At 72.3% G+C, this 26,142-nt stretch carries 23 protein-coding genes; 11 read left to right on the plus strand and 12 right to left on the minus strand.

Going from position 1 to position 26,142, the window contains the following annotated elements; genetic code table 11:
* The first annotated feature begins 108 nt into the window (after positions 1-108).
* The 5 genes from ACH4ZX_RS06315 (at position 109) to ACH4ZX_RS06335 (ending at position 2,833) form a co-directional block, all read left to right on the plus strand.
* The gene (locus tag ACH4ZX_RS06315) at positions 109-864 is read left to right on the plus strand and encodes a hypothetical protein (protein ID WP_398268309.1); all 756 of its coding nucleotides are present in this window, start codon (positions 109-111) and stop codon (positions 862-864) included.
* 307 nt (positions 865-1,171) lie between these two features.
* On the plus strand, positions 1,172-1,405 hold the full coding sequence (locus ACH4ZX_RS06320; RefSeq protein ID WP_398268312.1) for a heavy-metal-associated domain-containing protein: 234 nt from the start codon (positions 1,172-1,174) through the stop codon (positions 1,403-1,405).
* 53 nt (positions 1,406-1,458) lie between these two features.
* Positions 1,459-1,905 carry a hypothetical protein gene (locus ACH4ZX_RS06325; protein ID WP_398268315.1) on the plus strand — a complete coding sequence of 149 codons (447 nt, stop codon included), beginning with the start codon at positions 1,459-1,461 and terminating at the stop codon, positions 1,903-1,905.
* A gap of 129 nt (positions 1,906-2,034) precedes the next feature.
* Positions 2,035-2,508, plus strand: a complete 474-nt coding sequence (locus tag ACH4ZX_RS06330; protein WP_398268318.1) for a GNAT family N-acetyltransferase — start codon at positions 2,035-2,037, stop codon at positions 2,506-2,508.
* Positions 2,509-2,524: 16 nt separating this feature from the next.
* On the plus strand, positions 2,525-2,833 hold the full coding sequence (locus ACH4ZX_RS06335; RefSeq protein WP_398268321.1) for a hypothetical protein: 309 nt from the start codon (positions 2,525-2,527) through the stop codon (positions 2,831-2,833).
* 185 nt (positions 2,834-3,018) lie between these two features.
* On the opposite strand, the gene ACH4ZX_RS06340 is transcribed toward ACH4ZX_RS06335, so the two are convergent.
* Positions 3,019-4,644 carry a hypothetical protein gene (locus ACH4ZX_RS06340; protein WP_398268324.1) on the minus strand — a complete coding sequence of 542 codons (1,626 nt, stop codon included), beginning with the start codon at positions 4,642-4,644 and terminating at the stop codon, positions 3,019-3,021.
* 219 nt (positions 4,645-4,863) lie between these two features.
* Here ACH4ZX_RS06340 and ACH4ZX_RS06345 point away from each other — a divergent pair, with 219 nt between their 5' ends.
* Positions 4,864-5,613 (plus strand): hypothetical protein, encoded by a 750-nt coding sequence (locus ACH4ZX_RS06345; protein WP_398268327.1) that lies wholly within the window; start codon positions 4,864-4,866, stop codon positions 5,611-5,613.
* A 145-nt stretch (positions 5,614-5,758) separates the two neighbouring features.
* On the opposite strand, the gene ACH4ZX_RS06350 is transcribed toward ACH4ZX_RS06345, so the two are convergent.
* The gene (locus ACH4ZX_RS06350; RefSeq protein ID WP_360742295.1) at positions 5,759-6,799 is read right to left on the minus strand and encodes an NAD(P)-dependent alcohol dehydrogenase; all 1,041 of its coding nucleotides are present in this window, start codon (positions 6,797-6,799) and stop codon (positions 5,759-5,761) included.
* 173 nt (positions 6,800-6,972) lie between these two features.
* Here ACH4ZX_RS06350 and ACH4ZX_RS06355 point away from each other — a divergent pair, with 173 nt between their 5' ends.
* Both ACH4ZX_RS06355 and ACH4ZX_RS06360 read left to right on the plus strand, forming a co-directional pair.
* Positions 6,973-7,881 (plus strand): helix-turn-helix domain-containing protein, encoded by a 909-nt coding sequence (locus tag ACH4ZX_RS06355; protein ID WP_398268330.1) that lies wholly within the window; start codon positions 6,973-6,975, stop codon positions 7,879-7,881.
* 87 nt (positions 7,882-7,968) lie between these two features.
* On the plus strand, positions 7,969-8,616 hold the full coding sequence (locus tag ACH4ZX_RS06360) for a hypothetical protein (protein WP_398268333.1): 648 nt from the start codon (positions 7,969-7,971) through the stop codon (positions 8,614-8,616).
* A 127-nt stretch (positions 8,617-8,743) separates the two neighbouring features.
* Here the strand turns inward: ACH4ZX_RS06360 and ACH4ZX_RS06365 are convergent, their stop codons facing one another.
* The 5 genes from ACH4ZX_RS06365 to ACH4ZX_RS06385 all read right to left on the minus strand — a co-directional run bounded on the left by ACH4ZX_RS06365 (position 8,744) and on the right by ACH4ZX_RS06385 (position 16,566).
* Entirely contained in the window at positions 8,744-12,055 is a 3,312-nt protein-coding gene (locus ACH4ZX_RS06365) for a S8 family peptidase (protein WP_398268336.1), read from the minus strand.
* Positions 12,056-12,332: 277 nt separating this feature from the next.
* On the minus strand, positions 12,333-13,016 hold the full coding sequence (locus tag ACH4ZX_RS06370) for an ABC transporter ATP-binding protein (RefSeq protein ID WP_398268339.1): 684 nt from the start codon (positions 13,014-13,016) through the stop codon (positions 12,333-12,335).
* 113 nt (positions 13,017-13,129) lie between these two features.
* Positions 13,130-14,605: an ABC transporter permease gene (locus ACH4ZX_RS06375; RefSeq protein WP_398268342.1), complete on the minus strand. Its 1,476-nt coding sequence runs from the start codon at positions 14,603-14,605 to the stop codon at positions 13,130-13,132.
* 133 nt (positions 14,606-14,738) lie between these two features.
* A complete protein-coding gene (locus ACH4ZX_RS06380) occupies positions 14,739-15,992 on the minus strand; it encodes an Ig-like domain-containing protein (RefSeq protein ID WP_398268345.1) in 1,254 nt (417 codons plus the stop codon).
* Positions 15,993-16,212: 220 nt separating this feature from the next.
* Positions 16,213-16,566, minus strand: coding sequence for a hypothetical protein (locus ACH4ZX_RS06385; protein WP_398268348.1), 354 nt, complete (start codon positions 16,564-16,566; stop codon positions 16,213-16,215).
* A gap of 110 nt (positions 16,567-16,676) precedes the next feature.
* Between ACH4ZX_RS06385 and ACH4ZX_RS06390 the strand changes: the two genes are divergently transcribed.
* Entirely contained in the window at positions 16,677-16,982 is a 306-nt protein-coding gene (locus tag ACH4ZX_RS06390) for a hypothetical protein (protein WP_398268351.1), read from the plus strand.
* 42 nt (positions 16,983-17,024) lie between these two features.
* Complete coding sequence (locus ACH4ZX_RS06395; protein WP_398268354.1) at positions 17,025-17,843, plus strand: hypothetical protein; 819 nt, start codon at positions 17,025-17,027, stop codon at positions 17,841-17,843.
* A gap of 120 nt (positions 17,844-17,963) precedes the next feature.
* Here the strand turns inward: ACH4ZX_RS06395 and hutH are convergent, their stop codons facing one another.
* From hutH to ACH4ZX_RS06410, 3 genes are all read right to left on the minus strand, one after another.
* Positions 17,964-19,502, minus strand: coding sequence for a histidine ammonia-lyase (gene hutH, locus ACH4ZX_RS06400; protein WP_398268407.1), 1,539 nt, complete (start codon positions 19,500-19,502; stop codon positions 17,964-17,966).
* A gap of 106 nt (positions 19,503-19,608) precedes the next feature.
* Positions 19,609-20,757 (minus strand): diguanylate cyclase domain-containing protein, encoded by a 1,149-nt coding sequence (locus ACH4ZX_RS06405; protein ID WP_398268357.1) that lies wholly within the window; start codon positions 20,755-20,757, stop codon positions 19,609-19,611.
* 1,028 nt (positions 20,758-21,785) lie between these two features.
* Positions 21,786-22,595 carry an enoyl-CoA hydratase/isomerase family protein gene (locus ACH4ZX_RS06410; RefSeq protein ID WP_398268360.1) on the minus strand — a complete coding sequence of 270 codons (810 nt, stop codon included), beginning with the start codon at positions 22,593-22,595 and terminating at the stop codon, positions 21,786-21,788.
* A 191-nt stretch (positions 22,596-22,786) separates the two neighbouring features.
* On the opposite strand from ACH4ZX_RS06410, the gene ACH4ZX_RS06415 reads away from it, so the two are divergent.
* Positions 22,787-23,398: a hypothetical protein gene (locus ACH4ZX_RS06415; RefSeq protein ID WP_398268363.1), complete on the plus strand. Its 612-nt coding sequence runs from the start codon at positions 22,787-22,789 to the stop codon at positions 23,396-23,398.
* 92 nt (positions 23,399-23,490) lie between these two features.
* Here the strand turns inward: ACH4ZX_RS06415 and ACH4ZX_RS06420 are convergent, their stop codons facing one another.
* Both ACH4ZX_RS06420 and ACH4ZX_RS06425 read right to left on the minus strand, forming a co-directional pair.
* Positions 23,491-24,618, minus strand: coding sequence for an adenylate/guanylate cyclase domain-containing protein (locus tag ACH4ZX_RS06420; RefSeq protein ID WP_398268365.1), 1,128 nt, complete (start codon positions 24,616-24,618; stop codon positions 23,491-23,493).
* Positions 24,619-25,038: 420 nt separating this feature from the next.
* Positions 25,039-25,899, minus strand: coding sequence for a biotin--[acetyl-CoA-carboxylase] ligase (locus ACH4ZX_RS06425; RefSeq protein WP_398268368.1), 861 nt, complete (start codon positions 25,897-25,899; stop codon positions 25,039-25,041).
* Between the last annotated feature and the right edge of the window lie 243 nt (positions 25,900-26,142).

Genomic DNA, 26,142 nt, shown 5'->3' on the forward strand with positions numbered 1-26,142 from the left:
GGACCCGGCGATCGCCCCGGCGATTTTCCCGGTGAGACGCAGCCGCCCCGCGGCCGATTCTGCTACCCGACCCCAGCGTCACCACCACGACAACATCGAGGAGTTCCCGTGCTTTCCGGCACCCCCGCACCCCCCTTCGCGACGATCAGCGGCGATCGCGCCGACGCACGTCGTACGTCACTGCGCCGCTCCGCCATGCTGCTTCTCGTCGGACAGCTCCTGTACATCGCGGTCACCCAGTTCCACACCGGCGGGGACGCGAATGACCACCACGCCGTGTTCAGCGCCTACGCCGACAGCGGGGTCTGGACACTCGTGCACGTCGGCCAATTCGCCGGCATGGCGATCCTCCTCGCAGGGCTGCTCGCCCTGTTCTCCGCTCTGGACGGTCACAGCGGAACGGCGAGATGGGCAGGGCGATTCGGTGCCGCTTCCGCGGCGGCGACGCTGGCGCTGTACGGCGTCCTCCAAGCAGTGGACGGGGTCGCCCTCAAACATGCCGTGAACGCGTGGGCGAGCGCCCCGGCCGACGAGAAGCCGGCGCGCTTCGCGAGTGCCGAGGCCATCCGCTGGCTCGAGTGGGGAGTGAGGAGCTACCAGGACTTCGCCCTGGGCCTTGCCCTGCTCCTGTGCGCGGTCGCCGCCGTGCGGGCGGCTCGGATCCCGCGGCCGGTGGTCCACCTGATGGGGCTTTCCGGCCTCAGCTACCTGGTGCAGGGCTGGGTCGTCGGCTCCGCGGGCTTCTCCCGAACGGAGTCGATCGCCATCGTGCTGGCCTTCGTCCTGGACGTGTCGTGGATGGTCTGGCTGGTCGTGGTCGCCTGGAGGATGCAGGATCCGGAGGCCTCGTCGCCGGGCCGATGAAGCCGTGGACCGGGCGCTGGTCACCTTCGGCATCACCGGCGACCGCGCCGACACGCGGCCCCCGCGCGGCCCCCGCGCCCGGCCTGTCGACGGATTCAGCGATCGAGGGCTTACGGCCGCCCGCCGCACCGCGCCACGCCAGTTGGCGAGCCCGGCACCGCGCCACTGCGAACGATTCCGCGAGCAGGGCCGAGACGTGCCCGATCCCGGCGGTTTCCCCGGTGAGACGCAGCCGCCCCGCGGCCGACTCCGCTGCCCGACCCCGGCGTCACCACCACGACCACCAAGACCACCACGAGGAGTTCCCGTGCTTTCCGGCACCCCCCGCACGTTCATCGGCTCGACCACCTTCGAAGTCACCGGCATGACCTCCGCGCACAGCGTCCGCGCCGTCACCGAGGAGATCTCGGGTGTCGCCGGCGTCGAGTCCGTCACCGTCGACCCGGCCACCGGCAGCGTCACCGTCACCGTCTCCCGGCCCGTCGACCGCGCCGCCATCGCCGCCGCTGTCGACGACGCCGGTTTCACCCTCGTCCCGTGACCGGCCCCCCATCCCCGCCCCCGACATCCCGACCCCACCACTGGAGACATACCGTGCACAACCGAACCGCCGCCCCGTCCGCGGCCCCCGCGCCCACCGACTCCGCGGCACACGACGGCCACCGCCTGAGCGCCAGGAAATTCGCCCTCCACTTCGCCGAGATGGTCGTGGCCATGGCCGTCGGCATGGTGGTCCTGCACCCGGTGTGGATGTACGTCCTCGGCGCCGCCGCGCTGATGCACAACCCCTACACCGGCGCGCTGATCATGGCGACGAACATGACGGTGGCCATGTCCGCGTGGATGAGGTTCCGCGGCCACCGCTGGCGACCCATCGCCGAGATGGGCGCGGCCATGTACCTGCCCTTCCTGGTGCTGTTCGTGCCGCTGGCGCTCGAACTCATCGACGGCGGCGCCCTGATGCTGTGGGGCCACCTGCTCATGCTCCCGGCGATGGCCGCGGCCATGCTGCTGCGTCCGCACGAGTACGCCCACTGCTGACGCGCCGGCCCCGGCGCGGCGCCGTCGGTGACACCCGCGGCGCCACGCGAACCCGGCCGCGGCGGCGGGAGCCGTCCCCCCGCTCCCGCCGCCCCGTCCACCACCACCCCCGCGAGAGGACTCCCCGCAATGACCGAGATCACGATCCGCCGGGCCACACCGGATGACGCCCCCGAGGTGGCCGCGATGGTCCGCGAGATCGCCGCCCACGAGGATCAGACGGCGCAGGTGCACGTCACCGACGAGCAGTGGCGCGCCCTGCTCGGACGCCCCGAGGTGATCGTCCTGCTGGCCGGGCGTGGCGCCCCGGCGGTCGGCTACGTCTCCGCGGTCCGCCGGCTGCACCTGTGGACCGGCGGCGACGTGCTCGACCTCGACGACCTCTACGTCCGCCCCGGGCACCGCGACGCCGGCACCGGCCGACGGCTGATGGCCGCTCTCGCCGCGTCGGCCGCACCCGGGCGACTGCTCATCCGCTGGGGCGTGGAGGCCGGCAACGTCGACGCGCAGCGCTTCTACCGCCGCCTCGGCGCCACCCTGCGTCCCAAGATCCTCGCCGCCTGGCCGCCCAGCGCATACGCCGGCCTGGCCGCGGACGCCTGACCTGAGAGGATGCCGTGTGACCCATTGCCTGCGGTTCTTCTTCGAGGCCGGCGTAGACACCCCGCTGTGGCCGGAGGACATGGACAGCCCGTACGGCTACCCCTGCGAGCTGGACCGGCTGCCGATCGGCGCGGCGCTCCGGGAGGAGCTGGCGGCGTTGTCCGAGTGGTATCAGTCGTCGATCGACTGGGAGTACCCGCCGGGCCCCTCGCCCTGGTCGGACGAGGAGCTGCGGGTCTTCCGGCAGCGGGCGCACGCGGCCCTGGACGCTCTGCGCCGTGAGCTGGGTGAGGGCTGGACGGTCCGGGACGAGAGCCTGCTCTGACCTGATCCGAACGGCTCGGTGTCTCCGCCCGAGCGGGAAGCCGGGCGGAGACACCGAGCAGAGACACCGAGCGGGAAGCCGGGCGGAGACACCGAGCGGAGACACCGAGCCGTGACGGATCAGCGCCGGGAGAAGGTCCCCCAGCCTGCTTCGGCCTGCTTCGCCCTGCTTCGGCCTGCTTCGGCCTACTTCCCCGGCTGGGTGAACGTCAGGATCCTCGGCGCCAGGAGTTCTGCGGAGTACGGTCCGCGTGCGGTTCCGGGCTTGATGTAGTCGCGCAGCGAGGGCAAGAACTTGCCGTGCAGGGCGGGGTCGCCCTCCGCGGCCGTGTCCGAGCTCGTCGGCAGCATCTGAGGGGTGATCTCGGTGCAGTTCTTCGGCCAGCCAGGCACGCCCCGCAGCACCTGGCAGTCCCTGGTGAAGTAGTGCACGAAGAACTTGCCGCTGTTGCGGACCGTCTTCGCGTAGCCGTCCGCGGAGCCCTTGAGGCCGGTGTCCAGGATGTTCGCGACGCCCGCCAGCAGGGAGGCGTCGTTGACGGACAGGGCGGTGTAGGTGGCGTTGCCGGTTTCGGTGGCGAGGGTGTCGACCACCGCGTAGACCTGTCCGGAGTCGAGCGGAGGCGGCCGTCCCAGGTAGTAGATCGCGTCCTGCTCGTCGCCCAGGCAGTTCATGTTGATGGAGCGGCAGTACGGTCCGGCCCACCCGTACTCCCGCACCGGGTCGACCAGCCGGGAGGACGCCGAGGACTGTTTGCAGCCGTCGGCGCGGAGGCGGGCCGCGGTGGTGGTGCGGTCGCACACGGCGTCGATCAGGTTCTGCAGGTCGCCCGCCAGGTGGGATTCGCTGTTCCCGGTCCGCTTCTCGAAGGTCAGCGGTCCGTAGCGCCGTACGGGCCCCGCGGATTCGGGGGCGCGCACGCGCATCACGGACAGCGGAGGGTTCTTCCGCCACTTGTCCGCGGCCTGCTCCTGGCCGGGGTCGGGGACGGCGTACCGGAACGGGGTGGTGAAGTCGATGGCGTCCTTGCCCATGCCCAGCGGTCCGACCGGGCCGTAGGCGTCGCGGTCGGGGATCTGCTCGGTGAAGATGTCCTCGTCGGGAACGCCCTGGGCCTTCAGCGCCCGGCGCACGGCCTGGTCGGTGGTGGCGCTGGGGGTGATGATGAAGTACCGGTTCTTCCCGAAGGAATAGCCGGACCGGCGTTGCATGACGACGTTGTTGACGGTGTCGCCGAGCGCGGACACGCTCTGGGTGCGCTCCGACCGCCGGTCGCCGGGCGGGATCGTGTCGAACAGGTACTGCTCGGGCACGACGGTGTGCTGCCACTTCCGGTAGTCGTCGGCCTTCCAGTGCCCGCGCTGGCTGAACTCCCAGGTCTGCAGGGCCATGTAGCGCGCCGGGGGAGGCATCTTCCCGTAGATCACGACCGCGTCCCGCGGATCGAGCCGGTAGGTCGTCGTGTAGCCGGGGCGCGGCCGGCCGAAGACGTTCGCCGTCGCCGGATTCACGTACTCGTCCGGCCATCTCTTCATGACGGGCAGCACGTACGGGGCCGCGGGGTTGTTCGCGAGGCAGTTCTTCAGCAGCGGGTAGGTGTACTGCTTGCAGTCCTGCTGGGTGTAGAGCCGCGCGTATCCGGGACTGACCTGGAACCCGCTCTTCTTCAGGTCGCCGACCAGTCCCTCGGTGACCTGGTCGCCGGCCGGGCCCGACCCGGCGCCGGCCTGGTACTGACCGCATCCGGCCGCGGCGAGCAGCATCACGCACGTCAGCGAATACCGGACTCTAGGCGCGGCGACGTGGCCCATGGCCGTCCCTCCTGACCCAGAACGGGAACTTTACGTAGTCGAAATGTCACCATGGGTGCACATTCCGCGCAAACGCGGTGGCGGCCGGGCGGGGGTCCGCCCCGGACCGGGATCCGCCGGGACCGGTTCGGCCATCCGCTCGGCCATCCGCTCGGCCATCCGCTCGACGATCAGCGCGTCCAGCCCGTAAAGTGCCGGTTCGATCAATCGGGGGAGCACATGAGCTTTCGTACGTTTCTCATCGGGGGCGGCTGGGACGCGGCCGCCGCGGCAGCGGTCTACGGGCCCTTCCTGCGCGCCGCCGCGGACGCCGCCGGGGGCGGTGCGCCCAGGATCGGGTGCGTGATCGTCGACGAGGGCGACGGCGCGGGGCAGTTCGCGCGGTACGAGCCCGTACTGCGCAAGGTCGCCGACTGCGTCCCGGTTCCGCTGCTCGTGCCGCTCGGCGAGCGGTTCGACGTCGGTCTCCTGCGGGACGTGCAGGGGCTGCTGGTCTGCGGTGGGCTCACGCCCGCGTACCAGGAGGTGTTCAGCGACTGTCTCGACCGGCTGCCGGGCCTGCTCGCCGAGTACGGCATCCCGTACGCGGGCTTCTCCGCGGGCGCCGCGGTGGCGGCGCGGGACGCCCTCGTCGGCGGCTGGCTCGACGGCGGGGTCGCGGTGTGTCCGGAGGACAGCGCGGAGGACCTGGAGGAGGTGGAGGTGCGGGCCGGGCTCGGGATCGTGCCCTTCGCCGTCGACGTGCACGCAGCGCAGTGGGGGAACCTGCCGCGGCTGATCGCGGCGGCCGCCCGGCACGGGCTCGCCCACGGCGTCGCGCTCGACGAGAACACCATGGCGGAGGTCACGGCCGACGGACGGGTCCGGGTCGCCGGGCTCGGGCGCGCGCACTCGGTGCGGCCGGGCACCGACGGGGGCGTGCTCGTACGGGCCTACGGCGACGGCGAGGAGTTCGCCGCCGCCGGCTGAGCGCACCCGGACGGCCGGCGGTGTCCGGCGGTCCGGCGGTGTCCGGCGGTCCGGCGGTGTCCGGCGGTCCGGCGGTGTCCGGCCGGCCGGCGTCCGTCGAGGGCTCCGGCGCAACACCGCCGGAGCCCCGGAGCGCGGCGCGGGGTCAGATCGTCGAGGCGTCGATCACGAACCGGTACCGGACGTCGCTCGCCAGCACCCGCTCGTACGCCTCGTTGACCTGCTCGGCGCGGATCAGTTCGATCTCGGCGCCGATGCCGTGCTCCGCGCAGAAGTCGAGCATCTCCTGGGTCTCCTGGATGCCGCCGATGCCGGAGCCGGCGAGTGTCTTGCGGCCGCCGATCACCGAGAACAGGTTGAGGGAGACCGGCTCCTCGGGGGCGCCCACGTTCACCAGCGCGCCGTCCGTCCTGAGCAGGGACAGCAGCGCGCCGAAGTCCATCGGGGCCGACACGGTCGAGATGATCAGGTCGAACGTGCCGCGCAGTGCCTTGAAGGTCTCCGGGTCGCTGGTGGCGTGGTAGTGGTCGGCGCCCAGCTTCAGCCCGTCGTCCTTCTTGCGCAGGGACTGGGACAGGACGGTCACCTCGGCGCCCATCGCGTGCGCGAGCTTGACGCCCATGTGGCCGAGGCCGCCGAGGCCGACGACCGCGACCTTCTTGCCGGGGCCCGCGTTCCAGTGCCGCAGCGGGGAGTAGGTGGTGATGCCGGCGCACAGCAGGGGCGCGGCGACGTCCAGGGCCAGGCCGTCGGGGATGCGGACGACGTAGTTCTCGTCGACGACGATCTTCTCGGAGTAGCCGCCGTAGGTCGGCTCGCCGTCCCTGCCGATGGCGTTGTACGTGCCGACGTTGCCGGCCAGGCAGTACTGCTCCAGGCCCTTGAGGCAGTTCTCGCACTCGCGGCAGGAGTCGACCATGCAGCCGACGCCCACGCGGTCGCCGACGGCGAACCTGGTGACGCCGGGGCCGACCTCGGAGACGACGCCCGCGATCTCGTGGCCCGGGACCATCGGGAATATCGCCTCGCCCCAGCCCTCGCGCGCCTGGTGGATGTCCGAGTGGCAGATGCCGGCGAACTTGATGTCGATCAGGACGTCGTGCTCGCGGACCGCTCGGCGCTCGATGGTGGTGCGCTCCAGGGGCGCCTTGGCGGCGGGTGCGGCGTACGCAGCAACAGTGGTCATGCCGGGGGTTCTCCTAGCAAGGTCGTGTGCGCCCGGCTGCCTTTCGGCCGGGCACGACGTCCAGTGTGCCCAGCGGATCGCGGCTCACCCAGGCCACGCCTGTGCCTACGTCCGGTGTGCCTACCACTGGCGGGGTCAGGCTGCTGTGCGTACGACCGTGAATACTGGAACGCATGGAGGAACAGCCCGAAACCGTGCGGGAGCCCGCGTCGGCCCTGGACCCGCGTGCCGAGCTCAGCGAGTTCCTGCGCACCCGGCGTGCCCGGCTGAAGCCGGAGGACGTGGGGCTGCCGGACTTCGGCAGGCACCGCCGGGTGCCGGGGCTGCGCCGCGAGGAGCTGGCGCAGCTCGCCGGGGTGTCCGTGGCGTACTACACGCGCCTGGAGCAGGGCAACGGGCGGAACGTGTCGGCGGAGGTGCTCGACTCGATCGCGCGGGCGCTGCGGCTGAACGACGCCGAGCACGCGCATCTGGTGCACCTGGCGAAGCCGAAGCAGCACAAGAAGAAGCCGGCCGGGCGGACGCAGCAGGTGCGCGGCGCGCTGCGGCAGCTGCTGGACACGATGGACACGGTGCCGGCCTACGTGACGGGGCGGCGCTCGGACATCCTCGCCTGGAACCGGATGGCCGCCGCGGTCTTCGGTGACTGGGCCGAGCTGCCGGCGCAGGAGCGGAACTGGGCGCGGCTGGTGTTCCTGCGGCCCGACTACCGCGACCTTTTCGAGCAGTGGGAGCAGAAGGCGAGCGACGTCGTCAGCTTCCTGCGCATGGAGGCGGGCTGCTGTCCCGACGATCCGCGCCTGTCCTCCCTGGTGGGTGAACTCTCCGTCAAGAGCGAGGAGTTCCGGCGCCTGTGGGCCATGCACGACGTCAAGGAGAAGGGTTACGGCGTCAAGAACCTGCGCCATCCGCTGGTGGGCGACCTGACGCTGTCGTACGAGTCCTTCCGCCTGGCCGACGACGCGGAGCAGGTCCTGGTCACCTACCACGCGGAACCGGGGTCGCCGTCGGCGGAGGCGCTGCGGCTGCTCGGCAGCTGGGCGGCGGACGCGCCCCCGAAGACCTCCTCCGCCCGGCCCTGATCCACCGGCGTCCGCCCGAGCGGGCTCAGCTGTCGGTGAGTACGCGTACTCATGTGGCGATGCGGGCAGGTCCGTAAGGGTTTGTTCATGACGCTGAACCGATTTCTTGCGAGCGCGGGAGCGGCGGCGCTCGCCGTCGCGGCGCTGTCCGGGTGCGGCGGCGAACAGGCCGGGGGACAACGGCAGCAGACCGTGGACGCCGCGGGCGCGCGGGCGGCGACCGGCCCGGGCACGAATGCCGAGCTGGCGTTCCTGGAGATGCTGGAGCGGGTGGGCGCCCCGTGCGTGCCGGATCCTCCGACTACGGCGGAGTCCGACGACCCGGCCCCGGGTGAGCATCCGCCCACGAGCCCGGACGAGCCGCTGCCGGTGGACAAGGAGCCGCCCACCGAGGAGCCGCCCGCGGAGGAGCCGTCCCCCGCCGCCACGGCTGAGCCGGTCCGGCTGAAGGGAGTGGAGGCATGCGAGGGGCGGGTACACAGCGAACGCGTCACCCTGGCGCTGACCGGCCTGGACAAGCCCACCCCGCGCCAGGTGGCGAGGAAACTGAACAAGCTCGGCTACCCCGGCTCCCGCGTCCACGGCCTCAGGGCCGAGCGGGGCGCGGTGCGCTTCTCCGTGGACCTGCGGGTGATGGGCGGGCAGCTCGCGCTCAAGGGGACCGCGGCCGGCGGGAAGACCGCCGTGGAGGCGTTCGCGCACCCGGCGGAGGGCGCGTTCCGGCCGGGCGGCTGACGGCCGCTCAGGGGAACGCCCCCGCCGCCACGTGAGGCGCGGAGTCGGCGAGAGGCCCGCCGGAAGGCGTCTTCCGGCGGGCCTCTCGGCCTTTCAGGCCGCTGGGTTCCTGGTCAGGAACCGGGGACTACTTGCCGTAGTAGGCGTTGTAGATCGAGATCGTCGACTTGTTGTTCTTCTTGTCGGTGATCTTGGCGTGGAAGGAGATGGCCTTCCCCTTCGCCGGGTTCTTCACGGTGATCTTGCCGTGGACCACGCTGACCTTCTTCCAGGTCTGGCCGTAGTCGTACGACACCCACACGCCCAGCGACTTGAGGTTGCTGCCCTTGGCGGAGCCCTCGACGACGACCGGGATGCTCACCGTCTTGCCGGCCTCGACCCTGCTGTCCAGTCCCGTGGCCGCGTTGAAACGGACCGTGGAGGCGGGCAGCTTGGTGAAGTCGGAGGTCTTCTTGGAGCGGAACGTCCAGCTCGCGTCGATGCGGGTGGAGGCCGCCGCGACCTTGACGGTGCGCTTGACCGACGTCGTCAGCTTGTAGTCCGCCTCACCGGAGGGGACCTTGAACTCGCCGTCGCCGAACAGCGGGTCGTCGTTGGAGCCGACCTTGGTGCCGTTGCGGTAGAGCGTGGTGGTGACCAAGGTGAAGAGCGAGGAGCCCGCGTGCCCCTTGCCGTCGGCGAACAGCGGCACGAGGCCGGAGATGCTGTTGCCGTCGCGGTACAGGCCGTAGTCGGAGTTCAGGTGCGGTCCGAACACGGCGGTGTTGAAGGTCTTCGAGTAGGTCTGGCCCGCCTTGAAGGTCTGCGGGGCGCCGATGGTGTAGCCGGCCTCGGTGATCGGGAAGCCCTCGGAGTCGGTGCCGCCGTACTGCTCGAACTCCAGGTCCCACCGCACGCCGCCCGAGGTGGACAGGTGCAGCTTGCGGGTGCCGGGCAGGGTCTGCGGCATGCCGATCGAGGAGGCGCCGCTGCTGCTGGGCAGCCAGCCCACCGCGCTGACCGAGCCCTTCTTGCCGCTCGCCGCGGCGCCCATGCCGACCTTGACCGTGGCGAGTTCGCTCGCCTTGTAGTGCTTGGTGTAGCCGGTGGCGAGCTGCTTGACCACCGCGCCGGTCGTGGTGTCGTACTCCTCGTCGTCGCCCTTGGTCCAGTGGCCGTCCCACTGCTGGGTCAGCGAACCGTCGGTGATCTCCGGGCCGAGGCCCTTGGTGCGGAAGTTGTCGTAGGAGTCCAGCCACCAGCCGAACGACATGCCGACGCCGCCGGACTCGACCGCGTAGCCGGGCGACGCGAACTGCGACTTGGCGGCGGCGTCCGGGACGGTGATGTCGACCGGCTTCGCGGTCCGCGCGTCCAGCGTGATCGTCGTGTTCTTGGTGACGCTCAGCTTCGGCTGGGCCAGCGAGTCGACGCCCTTGGCGAAGTCCTCCGGGTCCACGATGACGCCGGTGTCGAGGACGTAGCCGCCCTTGGGCACGCGCGCGGTGACGGTGCCGGAGGGGTCGTAGGGCGAGTAGAAGTCGCCCTCGCCGAGGCCGGAGACGCCGGCCAGGGTCGCGACGTAGTTCTTGGCCGGGTTGCCGTCACGGCCGATGAACTTCAGCGTGACGTCGTAGGACTGGATCTCGCGCTGGACCGCGGCCGCGGTGCGCACGCTCTGCCCGCCGCCGGTCGCGGTCACGTACGCGGAGTACATGCCGTCGACCGTGCCGCCCAGCCTGGTGTCGACGGTGAGGTCGACGGTGGCCTTGCCGCCCGCGGGGACGGTGACCGTGGTGGCGCCGAGCTTGAAGAAGCCCGCGGGAGCCGCCTGGCCCTTGGGGTTGGTGGCGGTGGACGTCAGCTTCAGGGTGACGTCCTTCGTGCCGAGGTTGCGGTACGTCAGCTGCTTGGTGACCGGCTTGTCGTCGGTGTGCGGCCACTGCTGGACGCCGAAGCTCTCCGACACCGGGTCGGCGATCACCGTCTGCTTGATGGCCTTGTCGACCTGGATGCGGCCCGAGCCCTGCTGGAACGGCGTGTACCCGCCGTCCTTGGCGGAGCCGGTCAGCGCGCCCTTGAGCTCGGCGAACGACCAGTCCGGGTGCTGCTGCTTGAGGATCGCCGCCGCGCCCGCCACGTGCGGGGTCGCCATCGACGTGCCCGAGATCGTCAGGTAGCCGGCCGGCTTCTCGCCGACCTCCTGGTCGATGACGCTGCCGGGGGCCGCCGCCGCGGTGATGTCCACGCCGGGAGCGGTCACGTCGGGCTTGATCTGCCCGTCGAGTCCGGGGCCGCGGCTGGAGAAGGAGGCCAGCTTGTCCTTGTCGTCGACGGCGCCGACGGTCAGGGCGTCGGCGGCGCTGCCCGGCGAGCCGATGGTCTGGTCGCCGAAGTCGCCGTCGTTGCCGGCGGCGATGGCGAACAGGATGCCCTTCTGCTCCGACAGCTTTTTGACCTCGGCCTCGAGCGGGTCGATCTCCGGCGTGTCGCCGCCGCCCAGGCTGAGGTTGACGACGTCGGCGCCCTGTTCGGCGGCCCACTCCATGCCCGCGAGGATCTGCGAGTCGTCGCCGTAGCCGTCGTCGCTGAGGACCTTGCCGTTGAGCAGCTTGGCGCCCGGGGCGACGCCCTTGTACTTGCCGCCGGACTTGGCGCCCGTACCGGCCGCGATGGAGGCGACGTGCGTGCCGTGGCCGAACTTGTCGGAGGCGTCGGGCGAGGTGGAGAAGTTCTTGGCCGCGATCACCTGGTCCTTGAGGTCCGGGTGGGTGGCGTCGACTCCGGTGTCCAGAACGGCGATCTTCACCCCCTTGCCGTCGTAGCCGGCCGCCCACGCCGTGGGCGCGCCGATCTGCGGCACGGACTTGTCCAGGCTGGCCTTGCGCACGCCGTCGAGCCAGACGTGGGCGATGCCGGAGGCGGTGCGGTCGCCGTCGGTGACGGCGTCCCACAGCTCGGGCGCGTCCTGCTTCGGCGTCTGCACCGCGTCCGCGTTCAGGGTCTTCAGGCTCTCGCGGAGCTTGCCCGCGTCCCGTACGTCGGCCCGGGCGGCCGCCGCGGCGCCCCGGTAGCCGACGATGACCTTCAGGCCCCGCTTCTGCGAGGTGCGGGTGGCGGCCTTGTTCAGCTCGGTGACGTCGAAGAGGCGCTGGTCCACCTTGCCGGTGGCGATCATGCGGGCGACGTCGGCCGGTACGACCAGGGTGTGGCCGTCGGCCCTGCGGATCTGGACGGGTATGTGCTCGCGTCCCTTGGCCGGCTCCAGGCCGACGACACGGCCCTTGGCGTCCACGGCGACGCGGTCACCGGTGATCAGGGTGATGCGGTGCTTGGCGGTGAGGGCCGCCTTCGAGGCGCTGCTCGCCGGTCCGGGCTTGGCCGACGCCGGGCTGGTCATGCCCGCCGCCAGGGCCACGGCGGCCGCGGTGGCGATCGTGGCCGCGCATGCTCTCTTCACTTGTCGACGCAAGTCTCCCCCTGGAGATGAAGTTCCGGGCGTCGTCCCCCGTCACCCGGCCGGGGGTGGTCTCGTACAAGCGCGCGTACGCCCCCCGGGAACACGCAGTATGCCGGGGGGTGATCAGGCGTCTCAAGGGATGAGAGAAGGGCCTCAGGTGTATGCGGCAACTGTTACGCCGCCGCACGAACACTGTTACAGCTTCGTCGAATTGGGCCTCCGCGGGCCGCTTGACAGACGCGTCCCGCGGGCGGGCGGCGGGACTTCGCGGCAGGCCCTACGCGCCCGCGTTCTCCTTGACGGTGATGCGTCCCTTGCGGATCGTCGCCAGGCGCGGGGCCCGCCGCGCGATCGAGGAGTCGTGGGTGACCATGATGAAGGTCAGCCCGAGTTCCTTCCACATCCGCTCCAGCACCTCCATGATCTCGTCGCGCATCGACTCGTCGAGGTTGCCGGTGGGTTCGTCGGCGAGCAGCACCTTCGGCTGCTTGACCAGGGCGCGGGCGATGGCGACGCGCTGCTGCTGGCCGCCGGACATCTCGGACGGCAGGTGTCCGAGCCGCTCGCCGAGACCGACCGACGTCAGTGCCTCGGCGGCCCGTTCGCGCCGCTCCCCGACCTTCACGCCGAGCGGTACGAGGGCGGTCTCGACGTTCTCCTGGGCGGTGAGCGTCGGGATGAGGTTGAAGGACTGGAAGACGAAGCCGATGTTCTCGCTGCGCACCTTGGTGAGCCTGGCCTCGGACAGCTTCGCCAGGTCGACGCCGTCGAGGACGACCTCGCCGGCGGTGGGCCGGTCCAGTCCGCCGAGCATCTGCAGCAGGGTGGACTTGCCGCCGCCGGTGGGGCCCTGGATGACGAGCCGGTCGCCGTCGCCGATGGTGAGGTCGATGCCGTCGAGGGCGTCGACGGTCTCCTTGCCGCGGGTGTAGCGCTTGGTGACGCCTCTGAGTTCGTACATGGTCAACTCCTGCCTGACGTATGGGGATCGGGGCCCGCGCCGGTCGGGCGGGCCCCGGGGGCGTGCGGAGGGGCGCGTAAGGGGGCGTGTGGAAGGGGCGCCGAGGGGGTGCGCTACTCCACGCGCCGCAGTGCGTCCGCCGGCCGCAGCCGCGAGGCCCGCCAGCCGCCGAACGCGCCCGCGATCAGGCCGCCGGCCACCGCGAGGGCGACCGCGAGGGCGATCGTCGTGGCGCTCACCGGCGCGGTGAGCGCGACCTCGAGGGTCTTCGCGGCCTGGCGGCCGGGACCGCCGCCGAAGCCGCCGCCCCCGGGGCCGCCCATCCCTCCGCCGCCCCCGCCGGAGCCCAGCTGGGCCTGCAGCGTCGGGCTGATCGCGGTCACGGCGTACGCGCCCGCCAGGCCGAGCGCGATACCGAGGGCGCCGCCGACCAGTCCGTTGACGATCGCCTCGCCGACGACCTGCCCGGTCACCCGGCCCGACTTCCAGCCCAGCGCCTTGAGCGTGCCGAACTCGCGCACCCGGCGCGAGACCGCGGAGGAGGTGAGCAGGCCCGCGACCAGGAAGGCGGCCACCAGCACGGCGATCGACAGCCACGTGCCGACGCTGGTGGCGAGGGAGGAGGCCGTGGACAGGGAGCCGGAGACGGTGTCGGCGAGGTCGGCGGAGGTGGTGACCGTCGTACCCGAGATGTTCTTCCGGATCGCCGACTTGACGGAGTCGATCTTCTGCGAGTCGGTCGCCTTGACGTAGATCGTGGTGACCTTGTTCTTCGAGTCGCTGAGGGTCTGGGCCTGCTTCAGCGGGATGTAGAGGTCGGCGGCCGAGTCGCCGCTGTCGGCGGTGGCGACACCGATGATCTTGAACTTGGTGCCCTTGACGGTGACGGTCGAACCGACCTTGTACTTCTTCTCCTTGGCGTACGCGGAGTCCACGACGGCGACCTTCGCGTCGGTCTCCGTGGTCTTGAACGTGCGGCCGCTGGTGATCTTCGACCAGGTCAGCGGGCCGAGGGCCGGCTCGGTGACGTCGGTGCCGTAGACGGAGTAGTTGTTGACGTCGAAGTTGGCGCCGCCGCCGCGCACTTCGCCCTGCGGCTGGCCGGTGCCGCCGGTGCCGCCCGGCATGCCGCCCTCGCCGCTCTGCTGGCCGCCGTCGCCGTTCTGCTGGAACTGACCCCGCGTGAACTGGCCGCTGACCTTGATGACCTGGAGGCTCAGACCGCCGACGGCGTCCGAGACGCCGCTCTGTCCGGCGACCTTCGTCACCGTCGAGGTCGACAGCGTCTGGAAGCCCTGGACCATGACGCGGTCGCTGCTCTGCTCCTTGTCGGAGCCGGCGTCCTGCGCGTCGAAGTCGAAACGGGGACGGTCCGAGCCGCTCGTCGGGGGCGCGGCCGCCTTGGTGACCGTCATGTCGGTACCGAGGCCGTACAGCGACTGGAGGACCTTGTCCTGAGCCTTGCCCATGCCGGACGCCACGGAGTTGACCACGATCACGAGCGCGATGCCCAGCGCGAGGCCGGAGGCGACGACGAGCGCCGCCTTTCTACGGCGCCGCAGTTCGCGCCTCAGGTAGGTGAAGAACATGGCCGCAAGGTAGGTACGCCCCGTGATGACTCGATAAGGCGGCCATAAGGGAAGCATGAGAAGGCTGCGGCCCGGGCCCAGAAACAACGGTGCCGCCCCTGGGGGGCGGCACCGGTCACCTGTCGAGCAGCGGTCAGACGGCCGATCCGGCCTTCCACTCGGCCCAGTTCATGTTCCAGCCGTTGAGGCCGTTGTCGGGGGCCACCGTCTTGTCGCCGGTGTTCGAGACGACCACGACGTCACCGAGGATCGAGTTGTTGTAGAACCACGCGGCCGGCGTGTTCGGGTCGTTGGCGCCCTTGGTGTCGGACAGGCCGACGCAGCCGTGGCTGGTGTTCACGCTGCCGAAGATGGACTTCGCGCCCCAGTAGTTGCCGTGCACGAAGGTGCCGGAGTTGGTCAGGCGGATGGCGTGCGGCACGTCCTTGATGTCGTACTCGGCCTTGCCGTCGTTGTCGGTGAAGCCGACGGTGGTGCCGTTCATCCGGGTCTCTTTGAACTTCTCCGACATCACCATGATGCCCTCGTACGTCGTGTTCTCGGGCGAACCGGCGGAGATCGGGATGGTCTTGACGACCTTGCCGTCCTGCGTGACCTTCATCTGCTTGGTCTTCGCGTCGACGTAGGAGACCCGGTTGCGGCCGATGTGGAAGGTGACCGTCTTCTGCTGGACGCCGTAGACGCCGTCGGCGCCCTCGACGCCGTCGAGCGCGAGCTTCAGCGTGACGGTGGAGTTCTCCTGCCAGTAGTCCTCGGGCCGGCAGTCCATGCGGTTGGTGTTGAACCAGTGGCAGACGACCTCCTGGCCGCTGCTGGAGGTGACCGTGATGCCCTTCTGGACGGCGGCCTTGTCGGTGATCGCCTTGTCGAAGTTGATCGACACCGGCATGCCGACACCGACGGTGGAGCCGTCCTCCGGCGTGAAGTTCGCTATGAAGCTGTTGGACGGGGAGACCGTGGTGAAGGAGGCGTTCTCGTGGGCCACGCGGCCTTCGGAGTCCTTCGCGGCCGCGGCGACCTTGTAGGTGGTCGAGCGCTCCAGCTGGACGCTCGGCTTCCAGCTCGTCTTGTCGGCCGACAGCTGCCCGGAGACGGCTTTGCCGTCGGCAGACGTCATCGTCACGCTGGTCAGCGTGCCCTTGCTGACGGTGACGGCCGCGGAGTTGTTGATGGAGGCGTTGTCGGAGCCGTCCTTGGGCGTGATCTTGATGTCGGCCTCGGACGCCTTCTTGGCGGCCGCCTCGTCGGCCTTGGCCTGGGAGGTGTCGCCGCCCCCGCTGCTTCCGGAGGCGCTGTCGCCGCCGCCGGAACACGCCGAGAGCACCAGCACGCCACCGAGCAGTGCGGACGCGACCGCGAAGCCCCTGCGCCGCTTACTGTTCGTCATCACACGCTTCTCCATAGTTGCCGTATCCCCAAACCCCAAGAGCCCCCGTCAACGAACTCCAACGCTCCGACCGGTGCGCCCCGTTCCACATCTACCGCATGTGTGGGGCACGACACGTCCGCCGCGGCGGGTGGTGCGGGTGACGGTCCGTGCGCCAGGTGGGACGACGAAACCCCGGGCGGCGGCTGCCGGCCGGGGGCTCACGGTCCCCGGACCGACGTCAGGCGCTGCCGCCCGCCGGTTCGCTCTCGTCGCCCTCCTCGACATCATCCTCGTCCAGGTACCCGTCCGGCGAATCGGGGTCGTGGTCGATGCGCTCGGCCGACCAGGAGGCCTGCGCGAGCTCGGCCCCCGGCACCTCACTGACCAGGTCGAACGGATCCACGAGGTAGGCCAGGGCTTCCGCGGTGTCTTCCGTCACAGCACTCTCGGCGTGTACCCGCTCACCGGCCGGCATATCGGGGTCGTCCGCGATCCGCTCCAGGGCGGCCCGGGTCAGGGCGCCGGAGTCCTCGATTTCGAGGACGAGTTCGACGCGAAGGCGGACAAAACGTGACGTGTCTTCAGTGCTCATGCCCCGGAGCGTACGACTCATTCCTCCCGTGACTTTCCTGTGACCCTCGCCTTTCACTACCATCGGCCCACACGGCCAATTCGCCAGCGCCACAAGGGGATCGATATTCCGTGTCATCCGCTCGCCGTCCGTTGCTGACCGCCACCGCCGCGGGGACGCTGCTGTGCGCCCTGTGGTTCGTCCCGTCCGCCAACGCGACTCAGGACACCCCTGTCGGACAGCAGCCCTCGGCGGGCACGACGACGCAGGCCAGGGCCGCTTCGGCGGGGGACACGACGGCGTCCGCAGCGGACTCCCGGCTCGCCGACACCGGCAGCTTCGACACGACCCCGTACGTCGTCGGCGGCTCGCTCTTCCTCACCCTCGGCGCGGGATTCGTCGCCTACTCGGTACGCCGGGAACGTCTGGGTTTTTGAACTCGTTTGACGTTCCCTTGGCGAGGACTTCATAGTCCGCTCATGAAGAGATCATCGGGCGCGCGCATGGGCGCCGCGGTTGCCGTGAGCGTGCTGTCGCTCGCCCTCACCACGGGATGCGGCGGGGACTCCGGCGCGAAGGACGCCAAGGCGCCGGCCGGCGAGGACTCCCCGTCCGCCGCGTCCACCGCGGCCGCCGCGAAGGCGCTCGGCGCGGGCGAGCTGGAGAAGCTCATCGTCACGAAGGCGGACCTCGACGGGTACGACGTCCGGCCCGCCGACACCGGTGACCGCTTCGCCGCCTCGAAGGACCAGGTGACGGTGGCGGACGCGAAGTGCCAGCCGATCGCCTACGTCCTGACCGGTTTCGCGCCGGGCGACGAGAGCGCCTACGTCAACCGGATGGTGACCGAGAAGAGCACCAAGCCCACCGCCTCGGGCACCTCGGACGAGGACCTGGAGAACGCGATGGACGGTCTCCAGGACGTGCTGGACTCCACGATGACCATCGTCTCGCTCTCCTCCTACGACGGCGGGGGCGCCGAGGAGACGATGAAGTCCGTCACGGACGCGGTCGGCGGCTGCGCGGGCGGGTTCACGGTCTCGGCCAAGGGCCAGGACACCCAGACGTTCACCGAGGTCGCCGGGGAGAAGTCCTCCGGGACCGGTGACCAGTCGGTGGCCTTCGCGGTGACCAGCAAGGTCGAGGGCGGCACGACCACCGTGCACGCCGAGGTCGTGCGGCACGGCTCCACGGTCGCCACGTACTACACGCTCAGCCTGGCCGCGCTGGCCGGCAAGAAGGACACGTACGACATCCCCGCCGACGTCGTCCGGGCCCAGGCGGCCAAGCTCAAGTGAGCCTCCGGGGCCGTGAGCCCGAGTGACGCTCCAGGGCCGTGAGCCCGGGTGACCCTCCGGGGCCCTGAGCCCGGGTGACCCTCCGGGGCCCTGCCGCGCGGCGGCGGGGCCCCGGCCGGCTCACCGCAGCGGTCCGGTGACCTTCTCGACCGCGGCCACCAGCCGTCCGTCCCGCACGAACGCGTCCGCGGCGGCCAGGTCGGGCGCCAGGAACCGGTCGGGGCCCGGCCCCTGGACACCGGCGGCCCGCACGGCCTCGATCACCGCGCGCGAGGCGGGCGCGGGCGTCAGGCCCTCGCGCAGCTCCACGGCACGGGTGGCGGCGTACAGCTCGATCGCGAGCACGCGGGTGAGGTTGTCGACGGCGGTGCGCAGCTTGCGGGCGGCCGACCAGCCCATCGAGACGTGGTCCTCCTGCATGGCGGACGACGGGATCGAGTCCGCCGACGCCGGTACGGCGAGCCGCTTCAGCTCGCTGACCAGCGCGGCCTGCGTGTACTGGGCGATCATCAGGCCGGAGTCGACGCCGGGGTCGTCCGCGAGGAACGGCGGCAGGCCGTGGCTGCGGTTCTTGTCGAGCAGGCGGTCGGTGCGGCGCTCGGCGATGGAGGCGAGGTCGGCGGCGGCGATGGCGAGGAAGTCGAGCACGTAGCCGACCGGGGCGCCGTGGAAGTTGCCGTTGGACTCCACCCGCCCGTCGGGAAGAACCACCGGGTTGTCGACCGCCGACGCCAGTTCGCGCTCGGCGACCAGGCGGGCGTGGGCGAGGGTGTCGCGCCCGGCGCCGGCGACCTGCGAGGCGCAGCGCACCGAGTAGGCGTCCTGCACACGCGGGGCGTCGTCCTGGTGGTGGCCGGTGAGTCCGGAACCCGTCAACACCGCCAGCATGTTGGCGGCGGAGGCGGCCTGCCCGGGGTGCGGGCGGATGGCGTGCAGCTCGGGGGCGAGCACCCGGTCGGTGCCGAGCAGGGCCTCCAGGGTCAGGGCGGCGGTGACGTCGGCGGACTTGTAGAGGGTGTCCAGGTCGGCCAGGGCCATGACCAGCATGCCGAGCATGCCGTCGGTGCCGTTGAGGAGGGCGAGGCCTTCCTTCTCGCGCAGTTCGACGGGGGCGATCCCGTGCTCGGCGAGCAGCTCCCCGGCGGGCCGTACGGCGCCGTCGGGCCCCTCGGCGTCCCCCTCCCCCATGAGCGTCAGGGCGCAGTGGGACAGCGGGGCGAGGTCGCCGGAGCAGCCGAGGGAGCCGTACTCGTGCACGACCGGGGTGATGCCGGCGTTGAGGACGTCCGCCATGGTCTGCGCGACCTCGGGGCGGACGCCGGTGTGCCCGGAGCAGACGGTCTTCAGCCGCAGGAACATCAGGGCCCGCACGACCTCGCGCTCCACCCGCGGGCCCATGCCGGCGGCGTGCGAGCGGACGATGTTGCGCTGCAGCCGGCTGCGCAGGTCCTGGCTGATGTGCCGGGTCGCCAGGGCGCCGAAGCCGGTGCTGACGCCGTAGACGGGGTCGGGCTTGGCCGCCAGCGCGTCCACGATCCCGCGGGCGGCAGCGAGGGCCGCCACGGCCTCCGCGGAGAGCTCGACCCGGGCGCCGGCGCGCGCCACGGCGAGAACGTCGGACGCGGTGACCCCGGACGTCCCCACCACCACAGTGTGCATATCCATATTCAGGAGCGTACGCAGTGAATTCCGCGATGTCACCAGTGGGTGGTGGGTGCACTCCTTACCCGGGCATCCGGGCAATACCTTGGGCACCCGGCACAGGTCACACGCGGCGACCACGGAACCGGCGGCGCTCGGCCGTCCGCTCCCCGGAGGGCTCGTCGGCCATCCGCACCACGGGGTCGTCGGGCCCTTCCCGGCCGGCGACCACCGGCTGGGCGGCGCGTACCGCCTTGGCCCGGTACTGGGCGGCGTCGGCGAGGCGGAACAGGCGGCGGGCCGAGCCGACCGGCCCGATCGGGTCGTCGGTCGAGGCGACCCCGCAGGCGACCCCCTCGCCCAGCTCCAGCTCGGCGGCCCGGCGGCACAGTTCGCGGGCCGCCTTGACGACCTCGTCGGCGGACGGGCCGACCGCGAGCAGGCAGAACTCGTCGCCGCCGAGGCGGGCGGCCAGGGCGCCGGGGAGCATGGCCCCGCACAGGGAGAGGACCGAGCCGAAGCGTTCCAGCAGGCGGTCGCCGACGGCGTGGCCGCGGGTGTCGTTGACGTGCTTGAGCCCGTTCAGGTCGCACACGACGAGACTGACGACGGTGCCGTCCGCGCGGTGGCGCTCGATCGCCTCGTCCAGCCGCGCGTCGACGGCACGGCGGTTGGCGAGGCCGGTGAGCGCGTCGGTGTAGGCGAGGCGCCTGACCTCCTCCAGACGCTCGGCCTGGGCGATACCGGCGGCGACGACTGCGGCCAGGACGGTGGCGAAGTCGGCGTCACCCGGCCCGAAGAGGGGATCGCCGGCCCGGCGCGCGACGTACAGCTCGCCCCAGGCCCGCCCGTTCAGCACGATCGGCGCGACCACGCAGCAGCCGCGGCCCCGGCGCCGCAGGGCGGCGACGCGCTGGTGGACGTAGCCGGGGCGGCCCCCGGCGGCCGGGCCCTCGGCGGTCTCCACCCAGGCGTTGGGACCGCCGCCGCCTGCCCAGCGCTCGTGCAGGAACTCGGTGATCTCCGGGAACTGGTGCACCGGATAGGACTCGTCGTCCGGGAACTCCTGCTCGCCCTCGGCCCGCTCTCCGACGTTGACGAGAACCCTGAGCCTGCCGAGGTCGCGCTCCCACACCGACAGCGCGGCGAAGCTCCCGCCCAGCGCGCGGCACGCGCCGGCCGCCGCGGCACGCCACGCCTCGCGCGTGCCGTGGGCGGCCGCCATACCCTGCGCCAGCGCCACGACAGCCGCGAGCCGCTTGTCCTCACCCATCACCCCAGGCTAGGGACATCCGAGACGATTAGGGACATTCAATTCGCCCAGCCGCGCCCCGTCCCGGCAACCGGCACTCGGACCCGACCCCCGGCACCCCGCCCCAGCGACCACACCGGGCCGCAACCCGCAGACGGGGGGCCCGGCCCGGCACCCCGCCCCTCGCCCCGGCCCCGGCCCCGGCCCCGGCAGCCGACCGTCACAGCCGCAGCCGAGCACCCGATGCCCGCTGCCCGCTGTCCGCTGTCCGCTGTCCGCTGTCCGCTGTCCGCTGTCCGGAGACCCGACCTCTCGACCCCGGCCACCCGGCGGCCCGGTCACCCCGTCCGGCGACCGCACCCGATCACGCGTCCGCCACACAACGCCCGACAACGGCACCCCAGCAGCCGCCCGCCGCTCCACCGGCACCCACGCCGGGTATCCGCCGCCGGAAACCGGGCCCCGGCCTCGACGACACCGGGCGACGCCCCGGCAGCCGACCGCAGCAGCCGCAGCCGCAGCCGCAGCCGCACGGTCGCTGTCGCCGAACAGGGGCCGGCGCACCCGCCGGGCGGCGGCCTCGGCGGCGGCCTCGGGGTGCCGGGCCCTGACCGAGACGAGGTCGGGGGGCACCCGACGCCCGCTGCCCGGCGACCCGACCGCTCGACCCAGGCCACCCGGCGGCCCGGTCACCCCGTCCGGCGACCGCACCCGAACACGCGTCCGCCACACAGCACCCGGCAACGGCACCCCAGCAGCCGACCGCCGCTCCACCGCCACCCACGCCCGACATCCGCCGCCCGAAACCGGGCCCCGGCCGCCCGCCCCCGTGGCCACACCCGGCGATGCGCCTCATACGCGGGACCAGTCCGGCGTCCCGTCCCGCGCACCGGCACCCGCAGCGGCAGCGGCAGCGGCGGGCCAGGAGACGCCCTGCAGCCGACCGCCGCAGCCGGGGACCCGCTGCCCGGCGGCCGGCGACACGGCTGCTCGGCCCCGGGCGCCCGGCGGCCCCGTCATCCCGTTCGGCGACTGGCGGCTCTGTGTGTTCACTCGCCCGGCCACTGGGGCTTGCGCTTCTCGTTGAAGGCCGCCACTCCTTCCGCACGGTCTCCGGAGAAGGCCACCGAGCGCCAGGCCGCGTCCTCGACCTCCAGGCCGGCCCGCAGGTCGAGGCCGTGGCCGAGGCGCAGTGCGCGCTTGGCGGCCCGCAGGCCGACGGGGGAGTTCGCCGCGATGCGGGAGGCCAGCGCGAGCGCCTCCTCGCGGTCGCGTCCCTGCTCGACCAGTTCGTCGACGAGCCCCAGCTCATGGGCCTCGGCGGCCTCCAGGCGCCGCGCGGTGAAGATCAGCTCGGCGGCCCGTGCGGCGCCCACCCGGCGCGGCAGCAGCTGGGTGCCGCCGCCGCCCGGGATCACGCCGACGGACACCTCCGGCAGCCCCACCACGGCCGTACGGTCGGCCACGATCAGGTCGCACGACAGCGCCAGCTCGAAGCCGCCGCCCAGGGCGAACCCGTGCACCGCCGCGATCGTGGGCACCGGCAGCTCCAGCACACCGGTGTACGCGCCCCGCGCGACGGGCCGCTGGCGCACCAGTTCCGCGTCGGTGAAGGAGTTCCGCTCCTTCAGGTCCGCCCCGACGCAGAACGCCCGCTCGTGCGTCGAGGTCACCACGACCACCCGCACGTCACGGTCGGCGCCCAGCGCCGCGCACGCCCCGGCGATCGAGCGGGCCATCTCGGTGGAGACGGCGTTCATGGCCTTGGGCCGGTCCAGGGCCAGCTCCGCGACATGCCCGACGTCCCCGTCGCCGTGCCGCCGCACCAGCACGAACTCCCCGAACCGCTCCTCGCTCATGACGCCCTCCGGTTAACGCGGGTTAACAAGATACGTCTCGATCATCCCAGCCCAGGCCCGGCGGCGAAAGGCGCACCCGTCGACCCGTTCGAGTGACATACCGCCCGACTCCCACCCCACCGGCCACGGCAGCGCATACCGTTCCCCCGCCACGGCGCACCGGGGGCGGGGCGCGGCGGGGAGGGGCTGCCATGACAGACGCGACGGACACGACGGGCACAGCGGGCATAACGGAGGCGATCGATCCGACGGACGCCGCCGACACCCCTCACCCCGGCTTGCGCGGGCCCTGTCTCCGTATCCGGGGCCGGCACCGCAGACCTCGCCGACGCCGGGCGCTGATCGCCGCCGGGGGCCTGGCGCTGGCCGCCGGCGCGCTGAGCCTCGCCCGCCTGACACCCGACGCCCCCGAGGCGGCCCGGGCGCCGAGCACCGCCACGACCCCGTCGCCCGCCGCCACCACCGCGTCGGCACCGTCGAAGACAGCGAAGCCGTCCGCCGCCGCGCGGGGCGGTACGAGCACGCGGCGGGCCGCACAACCGAGCGCCGACCCGGTACCGGCCTCGGCCACCTCGTCCGCGCCCGTCCCCGCTGCCACGGCCCTCCCCGAAACCACCGACGGCCCGCACCCCACGGCAACGCCCCGCCCACCGGCCACGACGAGCACCGCCCCGCCGGCGACCCCGGCGCCCAGCGGCACCAGCACACCGCCCGCGCCGCAGCCGAGCGCCCCCGGCCTGCCGGACCTGTGCATCCCGGTCATCGGCCTGTGCGTGGACCTGCCCGGCGGCCACGACGACTGACGTCGCCCGCGACCGGCGTCCGTGACCACGCGAGCCGGTCAGCCCGCGAGCCGGTCAGCCCGCGAGTCGTCGGCTCGCGAGTCGTCGGCCCGTCACCCGGGCCCGCCGCTCCGCCGGGTCAGCAGCCAGGGTTCGACCACACCGAGGCCGCGCACCGGGCGCTGCCACATCGGCTGGAGGGCGAAGCGGTACACCGGAGGCTCCTCGCCCTCCTTCTCCGCGGTCGCCGCCGCCTCGGCGGCGGCCGCCTCCGAGGCGGGCGCGTCACCGACCCGGATCAGTTCCTCGGCCAACGCGCTGTCGACGAGGACGGCGTCGCGGGGAGCTATCGACGTCAGGCGGGACGCCAGGTTCACCGTCGTACCGAAGACGTCGCCCATGCGGGTGGTCACGGTGCCGAAGGCGATGCCGACGCGCAGCTCCGGCATCGTCTCGTCGTTGGCCATCGTCTCGATCAGGCGCAGCGCGATCTCCGCGGCGACCCCGGCGTCGTCGGCCGCGTAGAGCACCTCGTCGCCGAGCGTCTTGATGAGCCGTCCGCCGTGCGCGGCGACGAGGTCGGCGGCGGTCGTCTCGAAGGCCTCGACGAGTTCGCCGAGTTCCTCCTCCTCCATCCGGCGGGTGAGGCGGGTGAAGCCGACCAGGTCGGCGAAGCCGACCGCGAGGCGCCGGTCGACCATCTCCTCGTCGTCGGCGGCCTGCACGACCCGGCCGGCGGAGGCGGCGAGCTGGCGGCGCCAGACGTAGACGAGGAACTCCTCCAGCTCGGGCAGCAGCAGCTCGACGATCGGGTACGTCACCTCGGTGCGCGTCATCCCCGGCTCAGGCGGCTCGGTCAGGCCCTCCAGGAAGGAGTCGATCTGCCACTCGGCCAGGCGTGCGGTGGTCTGCCCGGTGGACCGGGCGACCTGCACGGCCATCGCCTCGCTGAGCAGCCCCGCCTCCACCAGGCCGGCCAGCCGCCGCAGGGCCAGCACGTCGGCCTCGGTCAGCGCCTTGGCCTGGCCGATGTCCGCGAAGCCCATGGCCCGCCAGAACCGGGAGGCCAACTCCATGGAGACGCCGGCGCTGCGGGCCGCCTGGAACGGGGTGTAGCGCCGCTCGGCGCCGAGGATGAGCTGTTCGAGACGCAGGGCGAGCGGATCCTCGCCGGAGTCGGCGGCGTCGTGGTCCACCCGGTCGTGCGCGCCCGCGCCGGAGCCCGTGTCGTCGACGGTCACGCCTGCTGCCCTTCCGATCTGTCACGGTCAGGTATCGACCGGCCTCAACTGTACGGCAGGTGTGCGGTAGCTCACTCCCGGCCGGAACAGCGGGAGCCGCGGTCACAGCCGCGCTCGGAGCCGTGGTCACAGCCCCGCACGGCACGTCGGCCGAAGCCGCGCACAGCACAATGACCGACGCCGCGCCCGGCACACCGGCCGGCACCACGCACCGCACACCGACCGACGCCACGCTCGGCACACCGGCCAGCACCGCGCACAGCACACCGCACACCGCACACCGCACACCGGCCAGCACCGCGCACAGCGCACCGCACACCGCACACCGATCAGCGCCGCGCTCGGCACACCGGCCGCGCCCCCGCCCGACCGGGCGCCCGACCAGGCACCCGACGGAGCGCCCGGCCGGGACCCGCGCCGTCACGCCGGTCTGAGGTGCACGATGTCGCCCGCGCCCACCGGCTCCTGCACTCCGTCCGCCGTCGCCAGCACCAGCCTGCCGTCCCCGTCGACCGCCACCGCCTCCCCGATGACCGACCGGTCGCCGGGCAGTTCGGCCCGTACCGTCCGCCCGAGCGTCGCGCAGCCCGCCGCGTACGTCTCCTGCAGCCCCGAGGCCGCCGGGTCGCCGCCCGCGGCCCGCCAGCGCCGGTACCAGTCCTCCAGCGAGCGCAGCATCGCCCGCAGCAGGGGGTCGCGGTCCGTGCTCACCGCTCCGGCCAGCACCAGCGAGCCCGCCTGCGGCACCGGCAGCTCGTCCTGGCGCAGGGTGACGTTGACGCCGACGCCGACGACCACCGCGTCGCCCGCGGCCCGCTCCGCGAGGATGCCGCCGGCCTTGCGTTCCTCGCCGCCGACGGTGACCAGGAGGTCGTTGGGCCACTTGAGTGCCGTGTCCACGCCCGCCGACCGGGACAGTCCCGTGGCCACCGCGACGCCGGTGAGCAGCGGCAGCCAGCCCCAGCGGGCCACGGGCACGTCGCCCGGCGTGAGCAGCACGGAGAAGTAGAGGCCCGAGCGGGCCGGCGCCGTCCACCGGCGGTCCAGGCGCCCCCGGCCGGCCGTCTGCTCCTCGGCGACCAGGACGGTTCCCTCGGCCGCCTCGCCCGACTGCGCGAGAGCGGCGAGGTCGGAGTTGGTGGAACCGGTGCTCCGCACCACTCGTATCTCACGCCACAGGCTGCCCTCGTGCACCAGCCCGCGCCGCAGCGCGGCGGCGTTCAGGGGCGGGCGGTCGAGGTCGGACCAGCGGCTGTCGTCTGCTGCATCGGGCGGCGTCATGCAAGCCACCCTAGGTGTGGTGCACGCCGCACTGCCGATCGAGGGGCACGCCACTACGCTACGGATGAGTAACCGTCCCCCCTTTTGAGCAGGCAGGGAGCCGCATCCCGATGTCCGAGCCGGAAGAGCGTCAAGAGATCGACATCCACACGACCGCGGGCAAGCTCGCGGATCTGCAGCGCCGTATCGACGAAGCGACGCACGCCGGCTCCGCACGCGCCGTGGAGAAGCAGCACGCCAAGG

It is taken from the genome of Streptomyces sp. NPDC020490, from assembly GCF_044335305.1.
Classification (GTDB): Bacteria; Actinomycetota; Actinomycetes; order Streptomycetales; family Streptomycetaceae; genus Streptomyces.

Coding starts and splice junctions, on each gene's coding strand:
- ACH4ZX_RS06415 (WP_398268363.1), top strand. CDS start 22,787: ATGACAGACGCGACGGACACGACGGGCACAGCGGGCATAACGGAGGCG.
- ACH4ZX_RS06360 (WP_398268333.1), top strand. CDS start 7,969: ATGACGCTGAACCGATTTCTTGCGAGCGCGGGAGCGGCGGCGCTCGCC.
- ACH4ZX_RS06345 (WP_398268327.1), top strand. CDS start 4,864: ATGAGCTTTCGTACGTTTCTCATCGGGGGCGGCTGGGACGCGGCCGCC.
- ACH4ZX_RS06375 (WP_398268342.1), bottom strand. CDS start 14,605: ATGTTCTTCACCTACCTGAGGCGCGAACTGCGGCGCCGTAGAAAGGCG.
- ACH4ZX_RS06330 (WP_398268318.1), top strand. CDS start 2,035: ATGACCGAGATCACGATCCGCCGGGCCACACCGGATGACGCCCCCGAG.
- ACH4ZX_RS06350 (WP_360742295.1), bottom strand. CDS start 6,799: ATGACCACTGTTGCTGCGTACGCCGCACCCGCCGCCAAGGCGCCCCTG.
- ACH4ZX_RS06395 (WP_398268354.1), top strand. CDS start 17,025: ATGAAGAGATCATCGGGCGCGCGCATGGGCGCCGCGGTTGCCGTGAGC.
- hutH (WP_398268407.1), bottom strand. CDS start 19,502: ATGCACACTGTGGTGGTGGGGACGTCCGGGGTCACCGCGTCCGACGTT.
- ACH4ZX_RS06355 (WP_398268330.1), top strand. CDS start 6,973: ATGGAGGAACAGCCCGAAACCGTGCGGGAGCCCGCGTCGGCCCTGGAC.
- ACH4ZX_RS06370 (WP_398268339.1), bottom strand. CDS start 13,016: ATGTACGAACTCAGAGGCGTCACCAAGCGCTACACCCGCGGCAAGGAG.
- ACH4ZX_RS06340 (WP_398268324.1), bottom strand. CDS start 4,644: ATGGGCCACGTCGCCGCGCCTAGAGTCCGGTATTCGCTGACGTGCGTG.
- ACH4ZX_RS06405 (WP_398268357.1), bottom strand. CDS start 20,757: ATGGGTGAGGACAAGCGGCTCGCGGCTGTCGTGGCGCTGGCGCAGGGT.
- ACH4ZX_RS06385 (WP_398268348.1), bottom strand. CDS start 16,566: ATGAGCACTGAAGACACGTCACGTTTTGTCCGCCTTCGCGTCGAACTC.
- ACH4ZX_RS06380 (WP_398268345.1), bottom strand. CDS start 15,992: ATGACGAACAGTAAGCGGCGCAGGGGCTTCGCGGTCGCGTCCGCACTG.
- ACH4ZX_RS06410 (WP_398268360.1), bottom strand. CDS start 22,595: ATGAGCGAGGAGCGGTTCGGGGAGTTCGTGCTGGTGCGGCGGCACGGC.
- ACH4ZX_RS06425 (WP_398268368.1), bottom strand. CDS start 25,899: ATGACGCCGCCCGATGCAGCAGACGACAGCCGCTGGTCCGACCTCGAC.